Source organism: Shinella sp. WSD5-1, from assembly GCF_963942435.1.
Lineage (GTDB): Bacteria > Pseudomonadota > Alphaproteobacteria > Rhizobiales > Rhizobiaceae > Shinella > Shinella yambaruensis.
The window spans coordinates 2,133,819-2,154,254 of the sequence record NZ_OZ012596.1 but is presented as its reverse complement, the minus strand read 5'-3'; the positions used below and the strand labels follow the sequence as shown (position 1 = coordinate 2,154,254).

The 20,436-nt window shown below is 66.8% G+C and carries 19 protein-coding genes and 1 pseudogene; 3 read left to right on the top strand and 17 right to left on the bottom strand.

Features of this window, described 5'->3' with window-relative positions:
• Positions 1-5: 5 nt before the first annotated feature.
• The gene (locus AABQ55_RS10485; RefSeq protein WP_245082768.1) at positions 6-746 is read left to right on the top strand and encodes an SDR family NAD(P)-dependent oxidoreductase; all 741 of its coding nucleotides are present in this window, start codon (positions 6-8) and stop codon (positions 744-746) included.
• Between the two features lie 332 nt (positions 747-1,078).
• On the opposite strand, the gene AABQ55_RS10480 is transcribed toward AABQ55_RS10485, so the two are convergent.
• From AABQ55_RS10480 to AABQ55_RS10460, 5 genes are all read right to left on the bottom strand, one after another.
• On the bottom strand, positions 1,079-2,116 hold the full coding sequence (locus tag AABQ55_RS10480; RefSeq protein ID WP_272804973.1) for an HlyD family secretion protein: 1,038 nt from the start codon (positions 2,114-2,116) through the stop codon (positions 1,079-1,081).
• 5 nt (positions 2,117-2,121) lie between these two features.
• The gene (locus tag AABQ55_RS10475; RefSeq protein ID WP_272807431.1) at positions 2,122-3,696 is read right to left on the bottom strand and encodes an MFS transporter; all 1,575 of its coding nucleotides are present in this window, start codon (positions 3,694-3,696) and stop codon (positions 2,122-2,124) included.
• 125 nt (positions 3,697-3,821) lie between these two features.
• Positions 3,822-4,277, bottom strand: a complete 456-nt coding sequence (locus tag AABQ55_RS10470) for a MarR family winged helix-turn-helix transcriptional regulator (RefSeq protein WP_245082762.1) — start codon at positions 4,275-4,277, stop codon at positions 3,822-3,824.
• Between the two features lie 138 nt (positions 4,278-4,415).
• Positions 4,416-5,267, bottom strand: a complete 852-nt coding sequence (gene pssA, locus AABQ55_RS10465) for a CDP-diacylglycerol--serine O-phosphatidyltransferase (protein WP_245082758.1) — start codon at positions 5,265-5,267, stop codon at positions 4,416-4,418.
• A gap of 121 nt (positions 5,268-5,388) precedes the next feature.
• Positions 5,389-6,087 carry a phosphatidylserine decarboxylase gene (locus AABQ55_RS10460; protein ID WP_272804972.1) on the bottom strand — a complete coding sequence of 233 codons (699 nt, stop codon included), beginning with the start codon at positions 6,085-6,087 and terminating at the stop codon, positions 5,389-5,391.
• Positions 6,088-6,361: 274 nt separating this feature from the next.
• Between AABQ55_RS10460 and AABQ55_RS10455 the strand changes: the two genes are divergently transcribed.
• The gene (locus AABQ55_RS10455) at positions 6,362-7,009 is read left to right on the top strand and encodes a VOC family protein (protein ID WP_272804971.1); all 648 of its coding nucleotides are present in this window, start codon (positions 6,362-6,364) and stop codon (positions 7,007-7,009) included.
• Here the strand turns inward: AABQ55_RS10455 and AABQ55_RS10450 are convergent, their stop codons facing one another.
• The gene (locus AABQ55_RS10450) at positions 7,010-8,905 is read right to left on the bottom strand and encodes an ABCB family ABC transporter ATP-binding protein/permease (protein WP_272804970.1); all 1,896 of its coding nucleotides are present in this window, start codon (positions 8,903-8,905) and stop codon (positions 7,010-7,012) included. It lies immediately after the preceding gene.
• A 1,416-nt stretch (positions 8,906-10,321) separates the two neighbouring features.
• Positions 10,322-11,509, bottom strand: a pseudogene (locus AABQ55_RS37755) (peptidoglycan-binding protein LysM); the annotation flags it as partial.
• Positions 11,510-11,668: 159 nt separating this feature from the next.
• Here AABQ55_RS37755 and AABQ55_RS10440 point away from each other — a divergent pair.
• The gene (locus AABQ55_RS10440) at positions 11,669-12,289 is read left to right on the top strand and encodes an LOG family protein (protein ID WP_245082744.1); all 621 of its coding nucleotides are present in this window, start codon (positions 11,669-11,671) and stop codon (positions 12,287-12,289) included.
• Between the two features lie 36 nt (positions 12,290-12,325).
• Here the strand turns inward: AABQ55_RS10440 and AABQ55_RS10435 are convergent, their stop codons facing one another.
• The 10 genes from AABQ55_RS10435 to cysS form a co-directional block, all read right to left on the bottom strand.
• Entirely contained in the window at positions 12,326-12,859 is a 534-nt protein-coding gene (locus AABQ55_RS10435; RefSeq protein WP_272804968.1) for a GNAT family N-acetyltransferase, read from the bottom strand.
• Between the two features lie 3 nt (positions 12,860-12,862).
• The gene (gene rarD, locus AABQ55_RS10430) at positions 12,863-13,807 is read right to left on the bottom strand and encodes an EamA family transporter RarD (RefSeq protein WP_272804967.1); all 945 of its coding nucleotides are present in this window, start codon (positions 13,805-13,807) and stop codon (positions 12,863-12,865) included.
• A 108-nt stretch (positions 13,808-13,915) separates the two neighbouring features.
• Complete coding sequence (cimA, locus tag AABQ55_RS10425) at positions 13,916-15,532, bottom strand: citramalate synthase (RefSeq protein WP_272804966.1); 1,617 nt, start codon at positions 15,530-15,532, stop codon at positions 13,916-13,918.
• 182 nt (positions 15,533-15,714) lie between these two features.
• On the bottom strand, positions 15,715-16,674 hold the full coding sequence (pip, locus tag AABQ55_RS10420) for a prolyl aminopeptidase (protein WP_272804965.1): 960 nt from the start codon (positions 16,672-16,674) through the stop codon (positions 15,715-15,717).
• Positions 16,671-17,153: a GFA family protein gene (locus AABQ55_RS10415; protein WP_245082733.1), complete on the bottom strand. Its 483-nt coding sequence runs from the start codon at positions 17,151-17,153 to the stop codon at positions 16,671-16,673. The genes pip and AABQ55_RS10415 overlap by 4 nt, the downstream gene beginning before the upstream one ends.
• Before the next feature lie 126 nt (positions 17,154-17,279).
• Positions 17,280-17,777 (bottom strand): GFA family protein, encoded by a 498-nt coding sequence (locus tag AABQ55_RS10410; protein ID WP_272804964.1) that lies wholly within the window; start codon positions 17,775-17,777, stop codon positions 17,280-17,282.
• A complete protein-coding gene (locus AABQ55_RS10405) occupies positions 17,774-18,256 on the bottom strand; it encodes a GFA family protein (RefSeq protein WP_272804963.1) in 483 nt (160 codons plus the stop codon). The genes AABQ55_RS10410 and AABQ55_RS10405 overlap by 4 nt, the downstream gene beginning before the upstream one ends.
• Positions 18,253-18,666: a type II toxin-antitoxin system VapC family toxin gene (locus tag AABQ55_RS10400; RefSeq protein ID WP_272804962.1), complete on the bottom strand. Its 414-nt coding sequence runs from the start codon at positions 18,664-18,666 to the stop codon at positions 18,253-18,255. The genes AABQ55_RS10405 and AABQ55_RS10400 overlap by 4 nt, the downstream gene beginning before the upstream one ends.
• Positions 18,663-18,935 carry an antitoxin gene (locus AABQ55_RS10395; RefSeq protein ID WP_272804961.1) on the bottom strand — a complete coding sequence of 91 codons (273 nt, stop codon included), beginning with the start codon at positions 18,933-18,935 and terminating at the stop codon, positions 18,663-18,665. The genes AABQ55_RS10400 and AABQ55_RS10395 overlap by 4 nt, the downstream gene beginning before the upstream one ends.
• 63 nt (positions 18,936-18,998) lie before the next feature.
• Positions 18,999-20,432, bottom strand: coding sequence for a cysteine--tRNA ligase (gene cysS, locus AABQ55_RS10390; protein ID WP_272804960.1), 1,434 nt, complete (start codon positions 20,430-20,432; stop codon positions 18,999-19,001).
• Positions 20,433-20,436: the final 4 nt, after the last annotated feature.

Here is a 20,436-nt window from a genome sequence, read left to right as displayed (position 1 = left end):
ACATCATGAGCATCGACCTGAAAGGCCGCCTCGCGCTGGTCACCGGCGCGTCGCGCGGCATCGGCTATTTCACCGCCCTCGAACTCGCGAAGGCCGGTGCGCATGTCATCGCCTGCGCCCGCACGGTCGGCGGCCTGGAAGAACTGGACGATGCGATCAAGGCGGCCGGCGGCGCGGCGACGCTGGTGCCCTTCGACCTCGCCGACATGCCGGCGATCGACAAGCTCGGCGGATCGATCTTCGAGCGCTGGGGCAAGCTCGACATCCTCGTGGCGAATGCCGGCGTGCTCGGCACGATCTCGCCGATCGGCCATGTCGAGGCGAAGGTGTTCGAGAGGGTGATGACGATCAACGTCACGTCCACCTGGCGGCTCATCCGCTCGGTCGAGCCGCTGCTCTTGAAGTCGGACGCCGGCCGCGCCGTCATCCTCTCGTCCAGCGCCGCGCACAAGTGCAAGCCCTTCTGGGGGCCCTACTCGGCCTCCAAGGCCGCCGTCGAGGCGCTGGCGCGCACCTGGGCCGGCGAGACGCAGCGCACGGCGCTCCGCATCACCGCGCTCGATCCCGGCGCCACCCGCACCGCCATGCGCGCCCAGGCGATCCCCGGCGAGGACCCGTCGACCGTGCAGCATCCCTCGGAAGTCGCCAGGGCCATCCTGCCGCTGGTCGCGCCGGATTATGCCGAGACGGGGAAGTTGTTCGACATGCGCCAGGGACGTCTGCTGGACTATCGTTTGCCGGAGTGATTCCGGCGGGCTTTCACGCCACTTCGAGACCGCCGGACCGTTCCATCTCAACCATTCGAGCCGTGTGTGCCGCGTGGATGGTCGGGTCAAGCCCGACCATGACGGAGGGTGGGTGAAGGTTGGCAGGCAAGCCATTGGTGCTATTGGACAAGGGGCCTCCGGCATTCTTGACGGTGGAGCGGCTGGCGCTGTCGGCTGAAGAGCCATCGACGCCGCCTTCTCTCCCGTCATGTTCCACCGCCCTCTCCCCCATTGTTACCCTCCGCCCTCTCCTCCGTCATGGTCGGGCTTGACCCGACCATCCACGCCACGCCCGCGAACAGCGGCTTTCCTTACTTCCCCACCACCGTCGTCACCACCACCGAAAGCCCCGGCGCAAGGTATTTCGCCAACGCCTGCCCGTCGTCGATGGCGATGCGCACGGGCACGCGCTGGGCGACCTTCGTGAAATTGCCGGTGGCGTTGTCCGGCTTGATCACGCTGAACTCCGAGCCGGTGGCGGGCGAGAAGCGCTCGACACGGCCGGTCAGCGTGGCGTGCTTCAGCGCATCGACGCTGACCTCGACCTTCTGGCCCGGCTTGATATAGGCGAGCTGCGTTTCCTTGAAATTGGCGATGACCCAGGTGTCGTGTGGAACGACGGCCATGAGCTGCGTGCCGGCGGCAACATACTGGCCGAGCTTGACGCCCACCTCGCCCACTGCACCGTCGCGCGGAGCCGTGATGACGGTGTTGGAGAGGTCGATCTTGGCAAGCTCCACCGAGGCTTCCGCGCCCGCCACCGCGGCACGCAGGGAATCGCGGCCGACGATGATCGTCTGCAGGTCCTGCCGGGAGACCTCAAGGTTCGCCTGCGCCTGCGCGATGGCGGCCTCCGCCTGGTCGAGCGTGGTGCGGCTCTGCTCGCGGTCGCTCTGGGTGGCGATGCCCTTGTTCGACAATTCCTCGATGCGGTTCCAGCTTTCCTCCGCCCGGCGCTTGGCGTAGGTCGCGCTGTCGAGCGCCGCCTCGCTGGCGCCGATGCGGGCCCTGGCGGCGTTCTCCTGCTGCTCGGAATTGGCGAGCGCCGCCTTCTGGCTGGCAAGCGTGGCATTGGCCTGCTCGACCTTCTGGCGGAAGATGCGGTCGTCGAGACGGGCGAGCACGGCGCCGGCCTTGACCATCTCGTAGTCCTTCACGGACACCTCGGTGACGTAACCGGCGAGCTGCGGGCTGATCAGCGTCACGTAGCCGCGCACATAGGCGTTGTCCGTCGTCTGGACCTCGCTGGCAAAGGGCGGCAGCTGCCAGGCGTAGAGCACCGCGCCGATGCCGGCCACGCCGAGGACGAGGGCGAGAGCGGTGGCGGTGTTGCGGATGTAAGTCTTCATTTCGGTCAACCTTCAACGGCCGCCGGCCCGCCGCTGCGGGCGCCGGCCTCTCTGATACGGATGTAAAGCATGTGGATGGCCAGCGCCGTCGCGGCACCGACGGCGAGCAGCGCGATGACGAGGAAGGCATCGTTGTGGGCGAGCACATTGGCCTCCCGCGTCACCTGCTGGCCGAGCAGCGCGACGCCCTCCGCCTTCAGCACGGCCGGATCGGTGATCGTGTGGCCATAGGCCGCGGAAAGCTGCGCCACACGGCCCGAGACCAGCGGATCGGCCAGTGTCATCGCCTCGGCGAGGATGTTCGAGTGGAATTTCTCGCGCAGCGTGATGAAGGAGCCGAACAGCGCCGAGCCGGCAAGGCCGCCGAGGCTCTGCGTCACCAGGAAGACAACGATGAAGCTGAGGATGTATTGCGGCCCCTTGCGCAGCGCCAGCGTGAAGCCCGAGGCGATGGCCGGCGGCAGGAACAGGCTGCCGCCGGCGGCGATCATCGCCTGGCTCAGATACATCTGCTCCGGCCGCGTCAGGTTCGTCGCCCGGCTGTCGAGAAAGGCGCCGACACCGATCAGGAGAAGCGCCGCCATGTGGATGCCGGGCTCCCGGCCGGGCTTCAGGATGGCCGCGCAGAGAAGGCCGCCCGCGGCGGTGGCGAGCGCCACCATGCCGTAGAGCCCGGTGAGCTGGTCGTTCTGCAGGCCGGTGATCTGGAAGAAATTGCCGGCGACGGCGGTCTGCTCGGCGAGCATCAGCCGGAACAGCACCAGCACGGCGGCGAAGTGCAGCATCTCGCGGCTGAGCAGCCAGCGCAGGTCGATCAGCGGCCTCTCCCGGTTGAGCTCGATGACGGCGGCGATGGTGAGCGCGCCGATCATGACGACAAGCAGCTCGCCGATCCAGCGGGCCTCCAGCCACCAATATTGCCGGCCGAGCACGAGCACGACGGCGCCCGCGCCGAAGCCGACGGCGATGAACAGATAGCTGACGATATCGATCTTCTCGATGACCTTCACCCGCGGCGGCGGCGTGAGCGGCAGGAGATAGATCGCCGCGAAGGACAGCATGGCGAGCGCCAGCTCGAAATGCAGCAGCGCCCGCACGCCGCCGAGATCGATGAGCGCCGGCGAGACGAAGCGGGTGAGCGGGGCGGCGAGGCCGATATTGGTCAGCGCGAGCGAGATGCCAATCGTCAGCTTGCGCGCCGGGCTGAAGGCCTCCAGCATGTAGAGGAAGCCGAGCGAGGAGAGCGGCGCGGCCGCGATGCCGGCGAAGAAGCGCAGCACGAGGGCGGAGTGCAGGTCCGTGATGAAGATATGCGCCACCGACACGAGGAGGAAGACGGCGATGCCGAGCTCGGCGAAGGGACGCAGGCCGTACTGGTTTCGGATCTTGATGAGCGCCAGCGAGAGCGAGGCGTTGGGGGCCATGTAGGCGGCCATCAGCCAGGTCGCCTCGGCGGTGGTGGCGCCGAACGGGCCCTGGAGCTGCGGGATGTTGGCGGCCACGAGGTTCATGCCGAAGCCCTGCGTCATGGCAAGCAGGGTGGAGGCGGCCATGTAGGCGGCGGCGCGCGGCGGCGCCATGGGCGGTGGCGGGGGCGGAGCGGCGGCAGGCGTCTCCCCGGCCGGTTTCTCGCCGGCCGGCTCCTCCGCGCCGGATTGCGGCGGTTCGCCCTCTCCCTTGCGCCCGCCTTGGGCGGGACCGGTGCTCATGCCTCGACGCTCTCCCGACAGCTCTTCGCGATATTGTCGGACATCGCGGCGAAGACCTTGACGGTGGTCGACATGTCATGGGCCGAGATGCTCCTCAGCACGTCGGCGCGTAGCGAGCGGGCAAGATCCAGCACCTCCTCGGCGACCTTGGCGCCGCGCGGCGTCATGACGATCTGCTTGGCGCGGCGATCGCCTTCCACTGACTGGCGCTCGATGAAGCCCTGCTTCTCCATGCCGTCGAGCAGGCGCACGAGCGTCGGCGTCTCGATGTCGAGCTCGTCGGCCAACTCGCGCTGGTTGAGATTGACGCCGCGGCCGAGGATCAGAAGCGCGCGGGCGCGCGGCAGCGTCAGCCCCCGCTCCTTCACGCGGGCATCGAACAGGGCGCGCATCTTGCGCTGCACGCGGGAAAGGTCGTCGAGGATACGCTCGTGCGGATCGGATATGCTCATCTCGGTAGCCCAAAAACAATTAGCTTGCTATCTATTTGAAGGCTAGTTAGTCGACCTACAGCAGGAAATCAAGCCCCGCCCGCGACGAGCGGACAGGGCTTGGGCAAGGCTCACGCGGATGTGACGGCCGGGCGAGGACTATTGCCCGTCGGGCTCCTCGGGGAACTCGCTGGCGCCGTGCGTCACCGGCGCGGTCCAGCCGCCATATTTGCGCTGCCAGGAACGGGCGCCGAACGGCAGGGTCGCCAGGTAGGCGACGACCGTCACCACCATGGTCTCCCAGGTGAAGCTCATCAGGGTCGCGACATAGAGCACGACGAGCAGGATGCCCGGCAGCACGAGATCGCGGCGGATGCGGCTGCCTTCCGACTTGCCGGACCAGACCGGCAGGCGGCTGACCAGCAGGAAGCCGATCAGCACCGTGTAGCCGGAGGCGAGGTAGGCGAAGAGCGGGCTCGGCGCAAGGCCGAGAAAGCCGAGATAGACCGGCAGCAGCACCAGCATGCCGCCCGCGGGGGCCGGCACGCCGACGAAATATTCCGTCTGCCATTTGGCCTTGGTCTCGCGCTCGGCCATGACGTTGAAGCGCGCAAGGCGCAGGCCCGCGGCGATGGTGTAGATCAACGCCGCGATCCAGCCGAAGGAGCGCGCCTGGTCGAGGATGAAGACATAGAGCACGAGCGCCGGGGCAACGCCGAAATTGATGATGTCGGCGAGCGAATCCATCTGGCCGCCGAATTTCGAGGTAGCCTTCAGGAGGCGCGCGACGCGCCCGTCGATGCCATCCAGAAAGGCCGCGAGCAGCACCATGCCGACGGCGAGCTCATAGCGGTTCTCGAAGGCGAGCCTGATGCCCGTGAGGCCCGCGCAGATGGCAAGCACCGTGATGACGTTCGGAATGATGACGCGCAGCGGGATCTCCCGCAGGCGCGGGCCCCGCGCCTCGTCGTTCGGTCCATTCGGCTCATAGGGCGGAAAGGGTGTGTCCATCGCTTTTCGCTTCGCTGTTTTCAGGCAGTAGGCAGTAGGCAGTAGGCAGTAGGCAGTAGGCAGTAGAAGATAGTTTCTCGAACCCTATTGCCTACTGCCTACTGCCTACATCCTCGTTTCCTCATCCCCTGCGGCTGATCACCGGCCCCTTGGCCGAGCCGAATTCCGCCAGCACCGTCTCGCCGGCGATCGCCGTCTGGCCGACGCTGACGCGCGGCTGGGCGCCGGCCGGCAGGAAGACGTCGAGGCGCGAGCCGAAGCGGATGAGGCCGAAACGCTCGCCGGCCTCCAGGCTGTCGTTCATGTTGGTCCAGCACAGGATGCGGCGGGCGACGAGACCAGCGATCTGCACGACGCCGATCGGCCCGTGCGCGCTCTCGATGACGAGGCCGTTGCGCTCGTTCTCCTGGCTCGCCTTGTCGAGGTCGGCATTCAGGAACTTGCCGGCGCGATAGGCGACGCGCGCAACGCGGCCGCGCATCGGCGCGCGGTTCACATGGCAGTTGAAGACGTTCATGAAGACCGAGATGCGCAGCATCGGCTGGTCGCCGAGCTCCAGTTCGGCCGGCGGCGTCACCATGGCGACGGCCGAGACGCGGCCATCGGCCGGGCTGATCACAAGATCGTCATCCTGCGGCGTCAGGCGCTCGGGGTCGCGGAAGAAATAGGCGCACCAGGCGGTGAGCACGAAGCCGATCCACATCAGCGGTTCCCAGGCCGCGCCGAGCAGCAGCGAGGCGACGAAGAAGCCGGCCACGAACTTCCAGCCCTCCCGATGGATCGGCACCAGGGTGCTGCGTATCGTATCGACCAAACTCATCTTCCGACATCTCCTGATGATTTCACGCCATCGACCTAGCGTGAAATGGCGATGGGAGCAATGCGGCGTGGCGATTAGCCCCCAGCGGGCGGCCCTTCCCGGGGCTCAACCCGGCGGGCGCGGAAAAGGTTCCGCGGCCGTCCGATGCCCGGTCCCCGGCCCTCTGGTTGACAAGCGCCGGCCGGTGCGGGCACACTTTCACTGTTGCTGTAGGGCGCATCGGCGGGAGCCGAAGGGGCAATGCCCACCTACGACCGAAACCTTAGCCGCGCCCATGCCGAACCTCGAAAACCTCCGCAAGCAGGCCAAGCAATATCTGCGCTGGCATCGCGAGCGACACCATCCGGTGGCGGCGGTCATCCGCGCCACCCTGCCCCGCTTCCGGCATCTGACGGATCGGGAGGTACTGGATGCCTCGTTCTCGCTTGCCGATGCGCAGGCGCTCGTCGCCCGCCAGAACGGTTTTCCGGATTGGCCGGCGCTCAGGACAGGAGCCCCCACCGTGCGCAGCACGACTGAAAACATGCCGCAAGGCCCGATCCTCAGCGGAGCGGAGCCGGTGCTCTATGTGACCGATTTCGCCGCCTCCCTCGCCTTCTTCACGGAAAAACTCGGCTTTACCGTCGATTTTACCTACGGCGATCCGCCGTTCTACGGGGTCGTCGCGCGCGACCGGGCACGGCTCTGCCTGCGGCTGGTGCGCGAGCCCGTCTTCCTCGGCGATGTCCGCCGACGGGAGGACCTGCTGTCAGCCTCGATCACACTCGACAGCGCGGCGGCGATCAAGACGCTTTTCCTCGACTATCAGACGGCCGGCGTGACCTTCCACAGCACGCTGATGACGCAGCCCTGGGGCACGCGCACCTTCATCCTGCTCGACCCCGACGGCAACCTGATCCTCTTTGCCGCACCCGGGGAGTGATCACTCGGCCGCCGGCGCGCCGCGCAGGATGACGCCGAGCTCGTCGCTCTCGCGCACCTGCTTCAGGCGCTCCTCGGCCTGCACGGCCTCGCGCTGGCGGTTCCACATGGAGGCGTAGAGGCCGTCGTCGCGCTGCATCAGCTCGCTGTGCGTGCCCCGCTCGGCGATGCCGCCGTCCTTCAGCACGATGATCTCGTCCGCCGAAATGACGGTGGAGAGGCGGTGGGCGATGACGAGCGTGGTGCGGTTCTTCGACACGACGTCGAGCGCGGCCTGGATCTCCTGCTCCGTGCGGGTGTCGAGCGCCGAGGTCGCCTCGTCGAGGATGAGGATCGGCGGGCTCTTCAGGATGGTACGGGCGATGGCGACGCGCTGCTTCTCGCCGCCGGAAAGCTTCAGCCCGCGCTCGCCGACCATCGCCTTGAAGCCTTCCGGCAGGTGGCGGATGAAGGGGCCGATCTGCGCCGCCTCGGCAGCGGCGGCCACGTCCGCATCGCTCGCGTCCGGCCGGCCGTAGCGGATGTTGTAGGCGATCGTGTCGTTGAACAGCACGGTATCCTGCGGCACCATGCCGATCACCGCGCGCAGGCTCTTCTGCGTGACGTCGCGCACATCCTGCCCGTCGATGGTGATCGCCCCCTCCTGCACGTCGTAGAAGCGGTAGAGCAGCCGCGAGAGCGTCGATTTCCCCGCGCCGGACGGGCCGACGACGGCGACGGTCTTGCCGGCGGGCACGTCGAAGGAGACGCCCTTGAGGATCGGCCGGGCCGGATCATAGGCGAAGTGCACATCCTTGAAGGAGATCGCGCCGTCGGCGACGACGAGGTCGGCGGCGCCGGGCTTGTCCTGCACCTCCTCCTCCACCTCGAGCAGGTCGAACATCTGCTCGATATCCGTCAGGCCCTGGCGGATTTCGCGGTAGACGAAGCCGATGAAGTTGAGCGGGATGGCGAGCTGGATCAGCATGGCGTTGATGAAGACGAAATCGCCGACCGTCTGCTCGCCGCGCTGCACGGCAAGCGCCGACATTGCCATCATCACCGCCATGCCGACGCCGAAGATCAGCGCCTGGCCGAAGTTGAGCCAGCCGAGCGAGGTCCAGACCTGCGTCGCCGCCTTCTCGTAGCGCGCCATGGACTGGTCGAAGCGGCGGGCCTCCATCTCCTCGTTGCCGAAATACTTGACCGTCTCGAAGTTCAGCAGCGAATCGATCGCCTTGGTGTTGGCCTCGGTGTCGCTGTCGTTCATCGAGCGGCGGATGGAGATGCGCCAGTCGCTCGCCCTGACCGTGAACCAGATGTAGAGCCAGACGGTGGCGGCGGTGACGAGGAGATATTGCAGACCGTAGCCCCACCAGAAGACGGCGGCGGTGAGCAGGAACTCGATGAAGGTCGGCACGCTGTTGAGGATCGTGAAGCGCACGATCGTCTCGATGCCCTTGGTGCCGCGCTCGATGACGCGCGAAAGCCCTCCGGTGCGCCGCTCCAGATGGAAGCGCAGCGACAGGCGGTGCAGGTGCACGAAGGTGCGGTAGGCGAGCTGGCGCACGGCATATTGCCCGACGCTGGCAAAGAGCGCGTCGCGCAACTGGTTGAGGCCGGCCTGCAGGATGCGCGCGCCGTTATAGGCGAAGACCAGCATGACCGCGCCGAGCAGGAAAGCGGGCAGAAGCGAGACGGCATCCGCCTTACCGTTCAGCGCATCGGTCGCCCATTTGAAGAAATAGGGCACCAGCAGCAGCACGATCTTGGAGAGAAGCAGGAAGACCGAGGCCCAGACGACGCGCATCTTCAGGTCCGGCCGATCGGAGGGCCACATATAGGGCCAGAGGTTCACCAGCGTGTGGAGGGGATTGCTGCTGTCGGCCGAAACCGTCTTCTTTCTGGTCGTCGCCACGCTGGCCTCCGCCGGATCGCCGTCACGCCCCGGCCTTCGTTTTGTCCTGGACTGCCGAATGAAAATGCGGCGCCCGGTGGGGCGCCGCATGGGGGAGATAGGTCCTTGCCGGCCGCTTCGCAACAGCCGGCCGGAAATTGTCCTTGCGCAATTCCGGCAAAACCGCTTCGGCGCCGGACTTGCCGAGGATCAATCGCCGCGAACGCGCTTGCGGTGCAGTTCCTCCGCCTCCGCGTCGCTTTCCACGGTCTTGTCCGGCACGCCGAAGACCTGGCCGGGGATGATGCGGTCCGGATCGGTGATCTGGTCCTCGTTGGCGAGGTAGATCGTCGTGTAGCGCACGCCCTTGCCGTAGATGCGGCGGGAGATCTGCCAGAGCGTATCGCCGCGGCGGATGATGACCGAGGTCTTGCTCTCTTGCAGCGGGGCCTGCTCCACCGTTTCCGGCTCCTCGGCCACCGCCTGGCCGCTGCCCGTCGCGGCGGCTTCGCCCGTGGCGGCGGTGCCGCTCTCGCCGCCGGTCGCCGCCGGCGTGCCTTCGGCGCTGGCCGTACCGTTGTCCGCTGTCGCGGTTTCGGCCGTCGATGCGGCACCGGTCGCCGAGGCGGCGCCTTCGCCCGCAGCCGCCACGGCACTGGCCGCGGCGGTCAGCGAGGGCATGCCCTCGAGCGCCACGAGCGCCTGCTGGTAGGCCTCCTTGCCGGCGCCGGCCGGAACCGCGGCAAGGCGGTCGAGCGCGGTCGAGGCCCAGCCCTTCAGCTTCTCGATCGCCGCCGTCACATCCGCGGCCGTGCCGGCCGGCGGCGTGAAACCGGTAATGCCCTTGAGGGCCCCTTCAAGCGCGGTGCGGGCAGTCTGGATCTCCGCCGTCGTCGCATTGCGGCCATCGGAGAACAGCGCCACGAACTGCTGCTGGAGCGCGGTCGCCTGGCCGGCCAGCGCCTCGATGGAGCTGTCCGCCGCAGCCGAGGCAGCGCCCACCACGGCCTCCGCCTTCTCGATAGCCGGTGCCAGCGCATCGGCGACGGCAGTCTCGATCGACGCAAGGGCACCGCCGACAGCGGCGGCATCCTTCGGCAGGGCCTGGAGACGGGCCAGCGCCGAAGCGGCGGCGGCCGACGCCCTGGCCGCCATGTCGCGGGCCGCCTCGCCCTCTTCGAGGCCGGGCTTGAACTCGGCCAGCGATTTCAGCGCGATCTCGGTCGCGGAACGGGCAGCCGCCAGTTCCTCGGCGGTCGGCACGCGGCCGTCGGCATAAAGGCCCTTGAGCAGGGCCACCGCCTTGTCGGCCTCGGCACGCAGCCTGTCGAACGTGCCGCCGCCGATGAGGCCGAGCGCCGGGCCGGTATCGCCCGCGGCATCCTCCTGCGCCACCACGGCGACCTGCTCGCCTTCCGGCCGATCGAACGGAACGGAGGCGCGAAATTCGACCTTGCCGCCGTCGGGGCTCATCACATCGGCGCGGATCGTGTGGCGGCCGACCGAAAGGTCGATCGTGCCGTCGGCCACGTAGCGGCCTTCGCCATCCGCCTTCGCCTCGCCGACGAGCTTGTCGTCGGCATAGATGCGCACCAGCGCGCCCGGCTTGGCGGTGCCGGCGATGAACATGCGCTCGCCTTCCAGCTCGACAGCAGAAACGCGCGCCTGGGGCTTGGCCGCCGTTTCCGTCGCCGCGGTGCCGGCCGTGCCGTTCGCGGTCTCCGTCGCGGCGGCACCGGCGGTTGCCGCCTCGCCGGTGGTCGCGGCGGTCTCGCCGGCGGCTTCCGCCGTTTCGCTCGCGGCCGGCTTCTCGTCCGCCACGGTACCGGCAGCGCCCGTGTCACTGGCCGTCGCGGTCTCGCCGGCGGGCTGGTCGATCGTCTTTTCCGCCGCGCCGGCAGTCTCGCCGGCCGCCTTCTCCGCGGCCTCCGGCACCGTGATCAGGCGGCTCGCCTCGCCGGGCCTGGAGACCATGGCAAGGAGATCGCCGCCGGCGTCCTTCGGCACGGAGACGGTTGCCACCTCTTCCGAGGTCTTCGAGGCGCCCTTGTCGTCCTTCGTGCTCAAGGTGAGCTGGTAGTCGCCGGCAGCAAGCGGCTGCTCGAAGACGGCGGCGAAATCGCCGGACGGGCCGATGTCGGCCGTTGCGACGACGGTCTCGCCGTTCCTGATCTCCAGTGTGGTGTTCGGCTGGCCGCGGCCGGCGATCACGGTGGAGCCGTCCGGCTCGACACGCAGCAGATCGAAGGCGGGCGTGACCCAGCCGGCGGCCGGATCGGCCGGCGTCGTTTCCGCCTTGGCGATCTCTTGGGTCGCCGTTGCCGTCTTGCCCGCCGTGGCGTCGGCCGGCTTCTCGCCCTCGGTGCCAGCCTCGGTGCCGGCGGCCGCATCGCCTGTCGCGCCGTCACCCGTCGCCGCCTCGCCGGTTGCAGTTGTCGAACGGGCCTGCTTGCCGTCGGCCGTCGTGGTCTCGCCGCCGCCTTGCGTCGTCGTCGTGGTAAGGGTTGCGACCGGGGTTTCCGCCGGCTTGTCCTTGTTCATGTTGGGCAGCACGAAGAAGACCATGAGCAGCGTTGCCGCCGCCAGCACGATCAAGGCCACCAGACCGGTCTTGTTCTTCATCATCAACTCTCTCTCTGTCCCGGTTTCCCGGGGGTCCCCTCCTGAAATTGCTATCGATTCCCAATGTTCTGCACAAGGTTCCCGGGACGTTCCGGGGCGTGTGCCCCGTGCTTTTTCGTCATTATCCTTGACGGGCTGCCGGCCGGATGGCTGAATCCCGTCATGAGCGAACAAACCCTGCCGATTCGATCCGTCTGCGTCTACTGCGGCTCCCAGCCGGGCCGCGAAACCGCCTATGTCGCCGCCGGGCGCCGCCTTGGCCAGGCGATGGCGGAAAACCATCTCCGCCTCGTCTACGGCGGCGGCACGAAGGGCATCATGGGGGCGGTCGCCAGCGGCGTGCTTTCGCATGGCGGCCGCGTCACCGGCATCATACCGCAATTCCTCGTGGATATGGAGGCCACCCGCCATTCGCTCGGCCAGCTCAGCGAGCTGATCGTCACGCCCGACATGCACGAGCGCAAACACAAGATGTTCGAGCGCGCGGACGCCTTCGTGGCGCTGCCGGGCGGCATCGGCACGCTGGAGGAGATCGTCGAGGTGATGACCTGGGCGCAGCTCGGCCGCCACCGCAAGCCGATGATCTTCGCCAATATCGGCGGCTTCTGGGACCCGATGCTGAAACTCATCCGGCATATGGCGGACGAAGGCTTCATCCACACCGCCCATCTCGTCCAGCCGATGGTGATCGACGAGCCGGAGGAGATCGTCGCCGCCCTCGTCGACCATTGGGCGGGCCATGTCGACCGCGAGGGCGAAGCGGACATCATCGCCCGCCTCTGATTTATCGAGAGCCGTGAAAGCCCGCGCGGCGGGCGCTCATTCGCCGCGCTGTTGCGAGCCTTCGATCTCGTACCATACCTCGCCATGCTCGCTGCCCGGGATCGGATCGGGAAAGTCGCCGGAAACCGTTCGGGCGTGCCGCATGCCGATCTTTTCCATTACGCGGCGCGAGGCATGGTTCACCGCCATCGTGGTCGCCACGATCTTTTGATAGCCGGCATGGGCGAAGCCCCAGGAAACGAGCGCGGACGCCCCTTCCGAGGCCAGCCCCCGGCCCCATTCCGCCCGGCGCAGGCGATAGCCGAGCTCCGCCAGCGTCTCGCTTTCCGGCCACAGGCAGAACCACCCGACAAAGACGCCGTCAGCCGTCCGGCACGCCGTCCAGACATAGGGTTCCGTGCCCGTCGGCATGAGGAAGGTCGCGTTCGGGTCGGCCGTTTCGCGATCGACGGCATATCCCCCGTTCAGAAAGCGCATGACCTGCGGATCACGCTCCAGATCGATGAAATCCGCGCGGTCGCCAGGGCGGCAGGGACGGAGCGTCAGGCGCGTCGTCTGCAAGACGGCCATCGTCTATTCCGCCGGCTTGAGCTCAGCCGCCGCAAGGCGCCTTGCCCGCGCCGTGCGCAGCATGGAGCTGGAATAGAGGATAAGCGCGGCCCAGATGAAGGCGAAGGCGATGAGCTTCGTCGTGCCGAAGGGTTCGTCGAAGGCGAAGACGGCGACGATGAAGATCATCGTCGGCGCGATGTACTGCATGATGCCGATGGTGGAAAGGCGCAGCAGTTTCGCGCCATTGGCATAGATCATCAGCGGGACGGCGGTGACGACCCCGGAGGCTAGAAGCCAGAGCACGTCCGCAACGCCCGTATCGCCGAAATGGCCCTGCCCCGAGGATTCGAGCCAGAGGATATAGCCGATCGCGGGGACGCTCAGCAGCAGCACCTCCAGGAAGAAGCCCTGGTTCGGGCCGACCGGCAGCGTCTTGCGGAAGAAGGCGTAGAACCCCCAGGAGATGCAGAGGCCGATGGACACCCACGGCAGGCCGCCGGCATCGAACGCGAGGATCGCCACCGCCAAGGCGGCAAGCCCGATCGCCACCATCTGCGCACGGTCGGGCTTCTCCTTCAGGAGGACGGCGCCGAGGAAGATCGAGAAGAGCGGGTTGATATAGTAGCCGAGCGCCGTCTCGATCGCGCGGCCGGCGCCGATCGCCCAGACATAGATGCCCCAGTTGAAGGTGATGAGCGTCGCCGTCAGCGTCGCCATGGCCAGCATGCGCGGCGAGCGCAGCGCCGCCTTGATATCGGCGGTGCGGCCGAGCCAGACGAGCACCAGGCCGGCAAGCGGCACGGACCAGACGATGCGGTGCGCCACCACCTCGGAGGCGGGAATGTGGGCAACGGCCTTCATGAAGAAGGGCAGGAACCCCCAGAGCACATAGGCCGTCAAGGCGAAGGCGAAACCGCGCGGCGAATCGCCGGTCTCGAGGCCGCTGGTGGATTTTGCATCGGCCATGGTGTGGCATCCCGTTATTTTATGGATTTTCCGTCGGGATACTCCAAAGGACGGTTATGCACCAATTCATTCCGGTGAAGGGACGATGAGTGCCGCTGAACCTTGCCCCTACTCCGCCGCCGCGCGCCCCGCCTCGCCACGGTTCTTCATGAGCTTGTAGACGATGGAATCCATCAGCGCCTGGAAGGAGGCGTCGATGATGTTGTCGGAAACGCCGACCGTCCACCAGCGTGCACCCGTCGCATCGGTCGATTCGATCAGCACGCGGGTGATGGCCTCGGTGCCGCCATTGAGGATGCGCACCTTGTAGTCCGCCAGTTCCAGATCGGCGATCTCGGCCTGGAACTTGCCGAGGTCCTTGCGCAGCGCAAGGTCGAGCGCGTTGACCGGGCCATGCCCTTCCGCGACCGACATCATCGTCTCGCCGTCGACGATGACGCGCACGACCGCCTCCGACACGGTCTTGAGCTGGCCGTTGGCGTCGTAGCGGCGCTCGACCATCACGCGGAAGCTCTCGACGTGGAAGAAATCCGGCACCGTGCCGAGCGTGCGGTAGGCGAGCAGCGCGAAGCTCGCATCCGCGCCCTCATAGGCATAGCCCGTCGCTTCGCGCTCCTTGACGATCTGGATGAGGCGGTCGAGCTTCGGATCGTCCTTGCCGACGGCGATGCCGCGCAGCTTCAGCGCATTGATGAAATTAGCCTTGCCGCCCTGGTCGGACACCATGACCTTGCGCAGGTTGCCGACGCTTTCCGGCGTCACATGCTCGTAGGTGCGCGGGTCCTTCAGGAGCGCCGAGGCGTGGATGCCGGCCTTGGTGGCGAAGGCGGACGCCCCGACATAGGGCGCCTGATGGTCCGGCGAACGGTTCAGCAGCTCGTCGAAGGTATGCGCCAGCTTGGTGAGGCCGGTGAGGTCCTCCGTGTCGATGCCGATCGAAAAGCGCTCCGCATAGGCTTCCTTCAGCGCCAGCGTCGGGATCAGCGTCACCAGATTGGCATTGCCGCAGCGCTCGCCGATGCCGTTCAGCGTGCCCTGGATCTGGCGCACGCCGGCCTCGACGGCGGCCAGCGAATTGGCGACGGCCTGTCCCGTGTCGTTGTGGGCGTGGATGCCGAGGTTCTCGCCCGGCACGCCGGCGGCGATCACCGCCCCGACAATCGCCTGCACCTCGGAGGGCTGCGTGCCGCCATTGGTGTCGCACAGCACCACCCAGCGGGCGCCGGAGGCATAGGCCGTGGTGGCACAGGCCAGCGCATAGTCCGGGTTGGCCTTGTAGCCGTCGAAGAAATGCTCGCAGTCGACCATGGCTTCGCGGCCGGAGGCGACGACGGCCTTCACCGATTCGGCGATGCTCGTCAGGTTCTCCTCGTTGGAACAGCCGAGCGCCACGCGCACATGATAGTCCCAGCTCTTGGCGACAAGACAGATCGCGTCGCTCTTCGAATCGAGGAGCGCGGCAAGGCCCGGATCGTTCGAGGCCGAGATACCGGCACGCTTCGTCATGCCGAAGGCGACGAATTTCGCGCGGCCGGTGCGCTTCTTGGCGAAGAAAGCCGTATCCGTCGGGTTGGCGCCCGGATAACCGCCCTCGACATAGTCCAGGCCGAACGCATCCAGCAGGCCGGCAATGGCGATCTTGTCCTCGACGGAAAAGTCGATGCCGGGCGTCTGCTGGCCGTCACGAAGCGTGGTGTCGAAAAGGTAGATACGGTCTTTTTTCATCTGTTCCCTCCCTGGGAACCCATTGAACATGTCAGGTCCGCCCCTCATCCGGCTGCCGCCACCTTCTCCCCGCAAGCGGGGAGAAGGAATATGCCGCACCGGTTTCCTCCAGCCCGAATCTCGCGTTCGGCACGTCCCCTCTCCCCGCCTGCAGTGAGAGGGTCAGGGTGAGGGGCAGCCTCTCAGATCTTCCCCGCGAACTTGTCCGTCGCGTAGATCAGCCGGTCGAGGATGCCGGGCTCCGAATAGGCGTGGCCTGCCCCCTCGATGAGGTAGAACTCCGCCTCCGGCCAGGCCTTGTGCAAGGCCCAGGCCTGCTTTGCCGGGCATGGCATGTCGTAGCGCCCGTGCACGATGAGGCCGGGAATGCCCTGCAGCCTGTGCGCGTCGCGCAGGAGCTGCCCCTCCTCCAGCCAGCCGGCATTGACGAAGAAGTGGTTCTCGATGCGGGCGAAGGCATGGGCGAACTCGTCCTCGCCGAACTTGTCGCTCGTCGAAGGCTCCGGCAGCAGCGTGATGGTTTCGCCTTCCCACAGGCTCCAGGCCCTGGCGGCGGCGATGCGCGTCGCCTTGTCGTCGCTCGTCAGGCGGCGATGATAGGCATGCATCATCTCGTGCCGCTCTTCCGGCGGGATGGGCGCGATGAAGCGCTCCCACTTGTCCGGGAACATCTCCGAGACGCCGAACTGGTAGTACCAGTCGAGCTCGGCCCTGGTGAGGGTATAGATGCCGCGCACCACGAGCTCCGACACCCGCTCCGGGTATTTTTCCGCATAGGCGAGCGCCAGCGTCGAGCCCCAGGAGCCGCCGAAGACCAGCCACTTTTCCGCCCCGGCCATGACGCGCAGCCGCTCGATATCGGAAACGAGATGCCAGGTCGTGTTGGCCTCCAGTTCCGCATGCGGCGTGGACTTGCCGCAGCCGCGCTGGTCGAACAGCGTCACGTCGTAGAGTTTGGGATCGAACAGGCGGCGGTGGCTCGGCGAGATCGTGCCGCCCGGGCCGCCATGCAGGAAGACGGCCGGCTTGGCGCCGGGCGTTCCGACGCGTTCCCAGTAGATGCTGTGCCCATCGCCGACATCGAGATGGCCGCAGGCATAGGGTTCGATTTCGGAATAGAGGCTACGCAGGGTCTCGCTCATAATTTCATTCCGTGGGCAGGCCAGTTTTCGGTTTCATGGTCGGGGTGCTGGAAGGAGATGATCTTTTCCTGCTGGCTGTAATAGTCCGGGTCCTGGTGAACGGGCGCGGAAAAGATCGTGTCGACCCAGGCAAGCCGTGCGTCGAAATTCACCTGGATCTGCGGGGCGAGGTCGTCGCGCTTGTCGAAGGCGCCGATGGCGATCTCCAGCCCGCCGGGATGTCTGTAGGTGAGAGGCGTGCCGCATTGCCTGCAGAAGCCGCGGTCGATGTTGATCGAGGACTGGAAATAGGCCGGCTCGTCGCGCGGCCATTCCACCTCGCCCTTGACGGTGACGAGCGGGCCGAAGAAGCCGCCGAACTGCTTCTGGCACATGCGGCAATGGCAGATCGACGGGCGGCCGAGTCCGCCCTTGATGCGGAAACGCACGGCGCCGCACTGGCAGCCCCCGGTTCTTGTCTCTTCCTGTTCGACGCTCATGACGGCTCCTTCAACGATAGGCGGAATAGACGACGACGGCGACCACCACGGCGGTGATCAGGATCAGCTTGCCGGCGATGAGATAGAGCCACTTGCGGGGAAAGCCGAGTTCCGGCCGGGGCGCGGTCATGGAATGTCCTCCGGCGGCCAATGGTCCGTGTCATAGTCGGGATGCTGGCGGTTGGAGGCGCGAACAACGATATGGCGCGCCGCGCCGAACTCCCCTTCGTCGCTCTCGCTCTCGGGCAGCTTCGCCAGTTGCGCGAACCAGACGAGGCGCGATTCGACGCCCGCCTGGGCGATCGGGCGCACGTCGTCCGGGTCGTCGAGCGAGCCGAGCGTCACGTTGATATGGTCGGCGGCGAGCGCATCGTAGAACAGCGGCGTGCCGCAATCGCGACAGAAGCCGCGGCGCACGATCTCCGAGGACTGGAACCAGCCGGCCTCGCCGCGCGTCATGGAGAAACGGTCGCGCGGCGCATTGGCGAGTGGCAGGAAATAGTTGCCGGCCGCCTTCTGGCACATGCGGCAATGGCAAAGATGCGGATCGCCGAGCGTGCCCTCGACCCGGTAGCGCACCGCGCCGCACTGGCAGCCACCGGTATAGATGCGTGAAATGCTCATGGCTCGCGCTCCGGCGGCCATGCTTCCGTGTCATGGTCCGGGTGCTGGTAGGAGACGAGGTCGGCGAGGAAGGACGCCGCATCCTGGTCCGCCATCGTCTCCTCGCCCGGCAGTCCGGAGATCGCGTCCACATAGGGCAGCTTGGCCTCGATGCCCCACTGGATGCGCGGGGCGATCCCGGCCGGATCGTCGAAGGCGGCGATGGTCAGCGCCACGCCGTCCGGCGCCTCGTAGGTCAGCGGCGTGCCGCAATCGCCGCAGAAGCCGCGATAGCCGTGGTTCGACGAGCGGAACCGCTTCGGCTCCCCCCGCGTCCAGGTGAGCTTCGCCTGCCGCACCGAGACCAGCGGCAGATAGAAATTGCCGCTCGCCTTCTGGCACATGCGGCAATGGCAGACCGACGCATCGCCAAGCGTCCCCTCGACATGAAAGCGCACGGCACCGCACTGGCAGCCGCCTGTATAGAAGGGTGTGGTCATGGACCTGCCTCTAGCCAGTTCTCGACCTTCAGGCCCTCGACACGCGAGAATTCACGGACATTGGCGGTGACGAGCGTGAGTTCCAGCGAGAGAGCATGGGCGGCGATGAAAAGGTCCGTATAGCCAATCGGCTGGCCTCTTCTCTCCAGTGCATCGCGCGTTTGCGCATAAGCGAAGGAAACGGGCGTATCATAGGGGAGGATCGCGATCTCCCCTAGAACGGCCTCGACACGACGGGCGAGCGAAACCGCTCCCCTTTTCCGCAGACCGTAACGCAGCTCCGAAACCACGATGGCGCTTGTGCACAATGCGTCCGGCGCGGCCTTCACCCGGTCAGCGAGCGTCCCATCAGGATTGCGGACCATCTCCGAGATGGCATTCGTATCGAGCATGTAGCGAAAGGCCGTCACAGCTCGACATCCTCCGGCGGCGGCTGGGTCTCGTCGAGTTCCGGAAAGTCCCCTTCCCAGGTTTCGAAGGTCGCCAACAACGCGGCGAGCCCCATTTTCTTCGGCTTTGGCTCGATGATGAGACGGTCACCTTCCTTGTGCATGACCGCCTCGTTTCCCGGCAGTTCGAATTCCACCGGAATCCGGACGGCCTGGTTGCGGCCGTTACGGAAGAGCTTCACCTCCCGCCCCTGCACCGCATCAGGCGCTTCCTTAGGTCTTGCATTCATCGTGACCTCCATCATCCAAAGGCATAGGCCTAAGCATATGCCTCTACCAAAGCAGACACAACCTCACCGCTTCACCTCCCACGTCGTCACGCGCTCGCCCGTCCCGGGATCCTTGCCGTCCTTCAGCTGGATGCCCTTTTCGGCGAGGTCGTCGCGGATCTTGTCCGCTTCGGCGAAGTTCTTCGCCTTCAGCATTTCGAGGCGGAGCTGGATGAGCGTTTCGATACTGTCCTCGAGCGCCTTGGAAACCTCGGCCTTCTTCGGCAGGACGCCGAGCAGCTCGGCGCTGGCGGCGAAGACCGGCAGCATCAGCGGATCGGCATTGGCGCACTGGGCGAGCGCGTGCAGCGCCTGCACGGCCGCGACGGTGTTGAGATCGTCGAGGAGCGGCGCGCGCACGCTTTCGTCCACGCGGCCCTCGGCCGGATTGCCGCCGGCGGGCCATTTGGCGAGCAGGCGTTCGGCCTCCTCCAGCCGCTTGACGCTGAAATCGATCGGCTCGCGATAGTGCGTCATCAGCATGGCGAGGCGCAGCACCTCGCCGGGCCACTTGCGGCCACCGAACTTCTCCTCGTGCAGGAGTTCCGAGATCGTGAAGAAATTGCCCTCGGACTTCGACATCTTGCGGCCCTCGACCTGCAGGAAGCCGTTGTGCATCCAGACATTCGACATGACCGGCGTGCCATGCGCGCAGCGCGACTGGGCGATCTCGTTCTCGTGATGCGGGAAGATGAGATCGAGGCCGCCGCCGTGGATGTCGAAGGTCTCGCCGAGATAGGCGGCGGACATGGCGGAGCACTCGATGTGCCAGCCCGGGCGGCCGCGGCCCCAAGGGCTTTCCCAGCCGGGCTCCTCCGGCGAGGAGAGCTTCCAGAGCACGAAATCGCCGGGATTCCTCTTGTGCGCGTCGACGGCGACGCGGGCGCCCGCCTGCTGTTCGTCGAGATTGCGCTTGGAAAGCTGGCCGTAGTCGGCCATGGATTGCGTGTCGAACAGCACCTCGCCGCCCGCCTGGTAGGCGTGGCCGCGCTCGATGAGGCGCTCGATCAGCGTGATCATGTCCACCTTGCCGTCGCCGCGCGGCTGGACGAACTCGGTGGCGCGCGGCTCGTGCGTCGGCTGCATGGCGCTGAGCGCGGCGATGTCCGCGTGGAACTGGTTCGCCGTCTTCTCCGTCACCCGGCGGATCGCCTCGTTGAGCGAGAGCCTGCCGTCCTCGATCTCCTTTCCGAAATCGCGCAGCGCCCGGGCGTTGATCTTGTCGTCGACGTCGGTGATGTTGCGGGCATAGGTGACGTGGTCCTCGCCGTAGACATGGCGCAGGAGGCGGAACAGCACGTCGAAGACGATGACCGGCCGCGCATTGCCGATATGGGCGAAGTCGTAGACCGTCGGGCCGCAGACATACATGCGCACATTGTCGGGATCGATGGGAGCGAAGGGCTCCTTCGAGCGCGTGAGCGTGTTGTACAGCGTCAGGACCGGCTTTTCGGCCATAGAA

What these genes read in the sequence shown, in the direction of transcription:
- AABQ55_RS10485 (WP_245082768.1), top strand. Translation starts at nt 6, where the DNA reads ATGAGCATCGACCTGAAAGGCCGCCTCGCGCTGGTCACCGGCGCGTCG.
- AABQ55_RS10480 (WP_272804973.1), bottom strand. Translation starts at nt 2,116, where the DNA reads ATGAAGACTTACATCCGCAACACCGCCACCGCTCTCGCCCTCGTCCTC.
- AABQ55_RS10475 (WP_272807431.1), bottom strand. Translation starts at nt 3,696, where the DNA reads ATGGCGCCGCCGCGCGCCGCCGCCTACATGGCCGCCTCCACCCTGCTT.
- AABQ55_RS10470 (WP_245082762.1), bottom strand. Translation starts at nt 4,277, where the DNA reads ATGAGCATATCCGATCCGCACGAGCGTATCCTCGACGACCTTTCCCGC.
- pssA (WP_245082758.1), bottom strand. Translation starts at nt 5,267, where the DNA reads ATGGACACACCCTTTCCGCCCTATGAGCCGAATGGACCGAACGACGAG.
- AABQ55_RS10460 (WP_272804972.1), bottom strand. Translation starts at nt 6,087, where the DNA reads ATGAGTTTGGTCGATACGATACGCAGCACCCTGGTGCCGATCCATCGG.
- AABQ55_RS10455 (WP_272804971.1), top strand. Translation starts at nt 6,362, where the DNA reads ATGCCGAACCTCGAAAACCTCCGCAAGCAGGCCAAGCAATATCTGCGC.
- AABQ55_RS10440 (WP_245082744.1), top strand. Translation starts at nt 11,669, where the DNA reads ATGAGCGAACAAACCCTGCCGATTCGATCCGTCTGCGTCTACTGCGGC.
- AABQ55_RS10435 (WP_272804968.1), bottom strand. Translation starts at nt 12,859, where the DNA reads ATGGCCGTCTTGCAGACGACGCGCCTGACGCTCCGTCCCTGCCGCCCT.
- rarD (WP_272804967.1), bottom strand. Translation starts at nt 13,807, where the DNA reads ATGGCCGATGCAAAATCCACCAGCGGCCTCGAGACCGGCGATTCGCCG.
- cimA (WP_272804966.1), bottom strand. Translation starts at nt 15,532, where the DNA reads ATGAAAAAAGACCGTATCTACCTTTTCGACACCACGCTTCGTGACGGC.
- pip (WP_272804965.1), bottom strand. Translation starts at nt 16,674, where the DNA reads ATGAGCGAGACCCTGCGTAGCCTCTATTCCGAAATCGAACCCTATGCC.
- AABQ55_RS10415 (WP_245082733.1), bottom strand. Translation starts at nt 17,153, where the DNA reads ATGAGCGTCGAACAGGAAGAGACAAGAACCGGGGGCTGCCAGTGCGGC.
- AABQ55_RS10410 (WP_272804964.1), bottom strand. Translation starts at nt 17,777, where the DNA reads ATGAGCATTTCACGCATCTATACCGGTGGCTGCCAGTGCGGCGCGGTG.
- AABQ55_RS10405 (WP_272804963.1), bottom strand. Translation starts at nt 18,256, where the DNA reads ATGACCACACCCTTCTATACAGGCGGCTGCCAGTGCGGTGCCGTGCGC.
- AABQ55_RS10395 (WP_272804961.1), bottom strand. Translation starts at nt 18,935, where the DNA reads ATGAATGCAAGACCTAAGGAAGCGCCTGATGCGGTGCAGGGGCGGGAG.
- cysS (WP_272804960.1), bottom strand. Translation starts at nt 20,432, where the DNA reads ATGGCCGAAAAGCCGGTCCTGACGCTGTACAACACGCTCACGCGCTCG.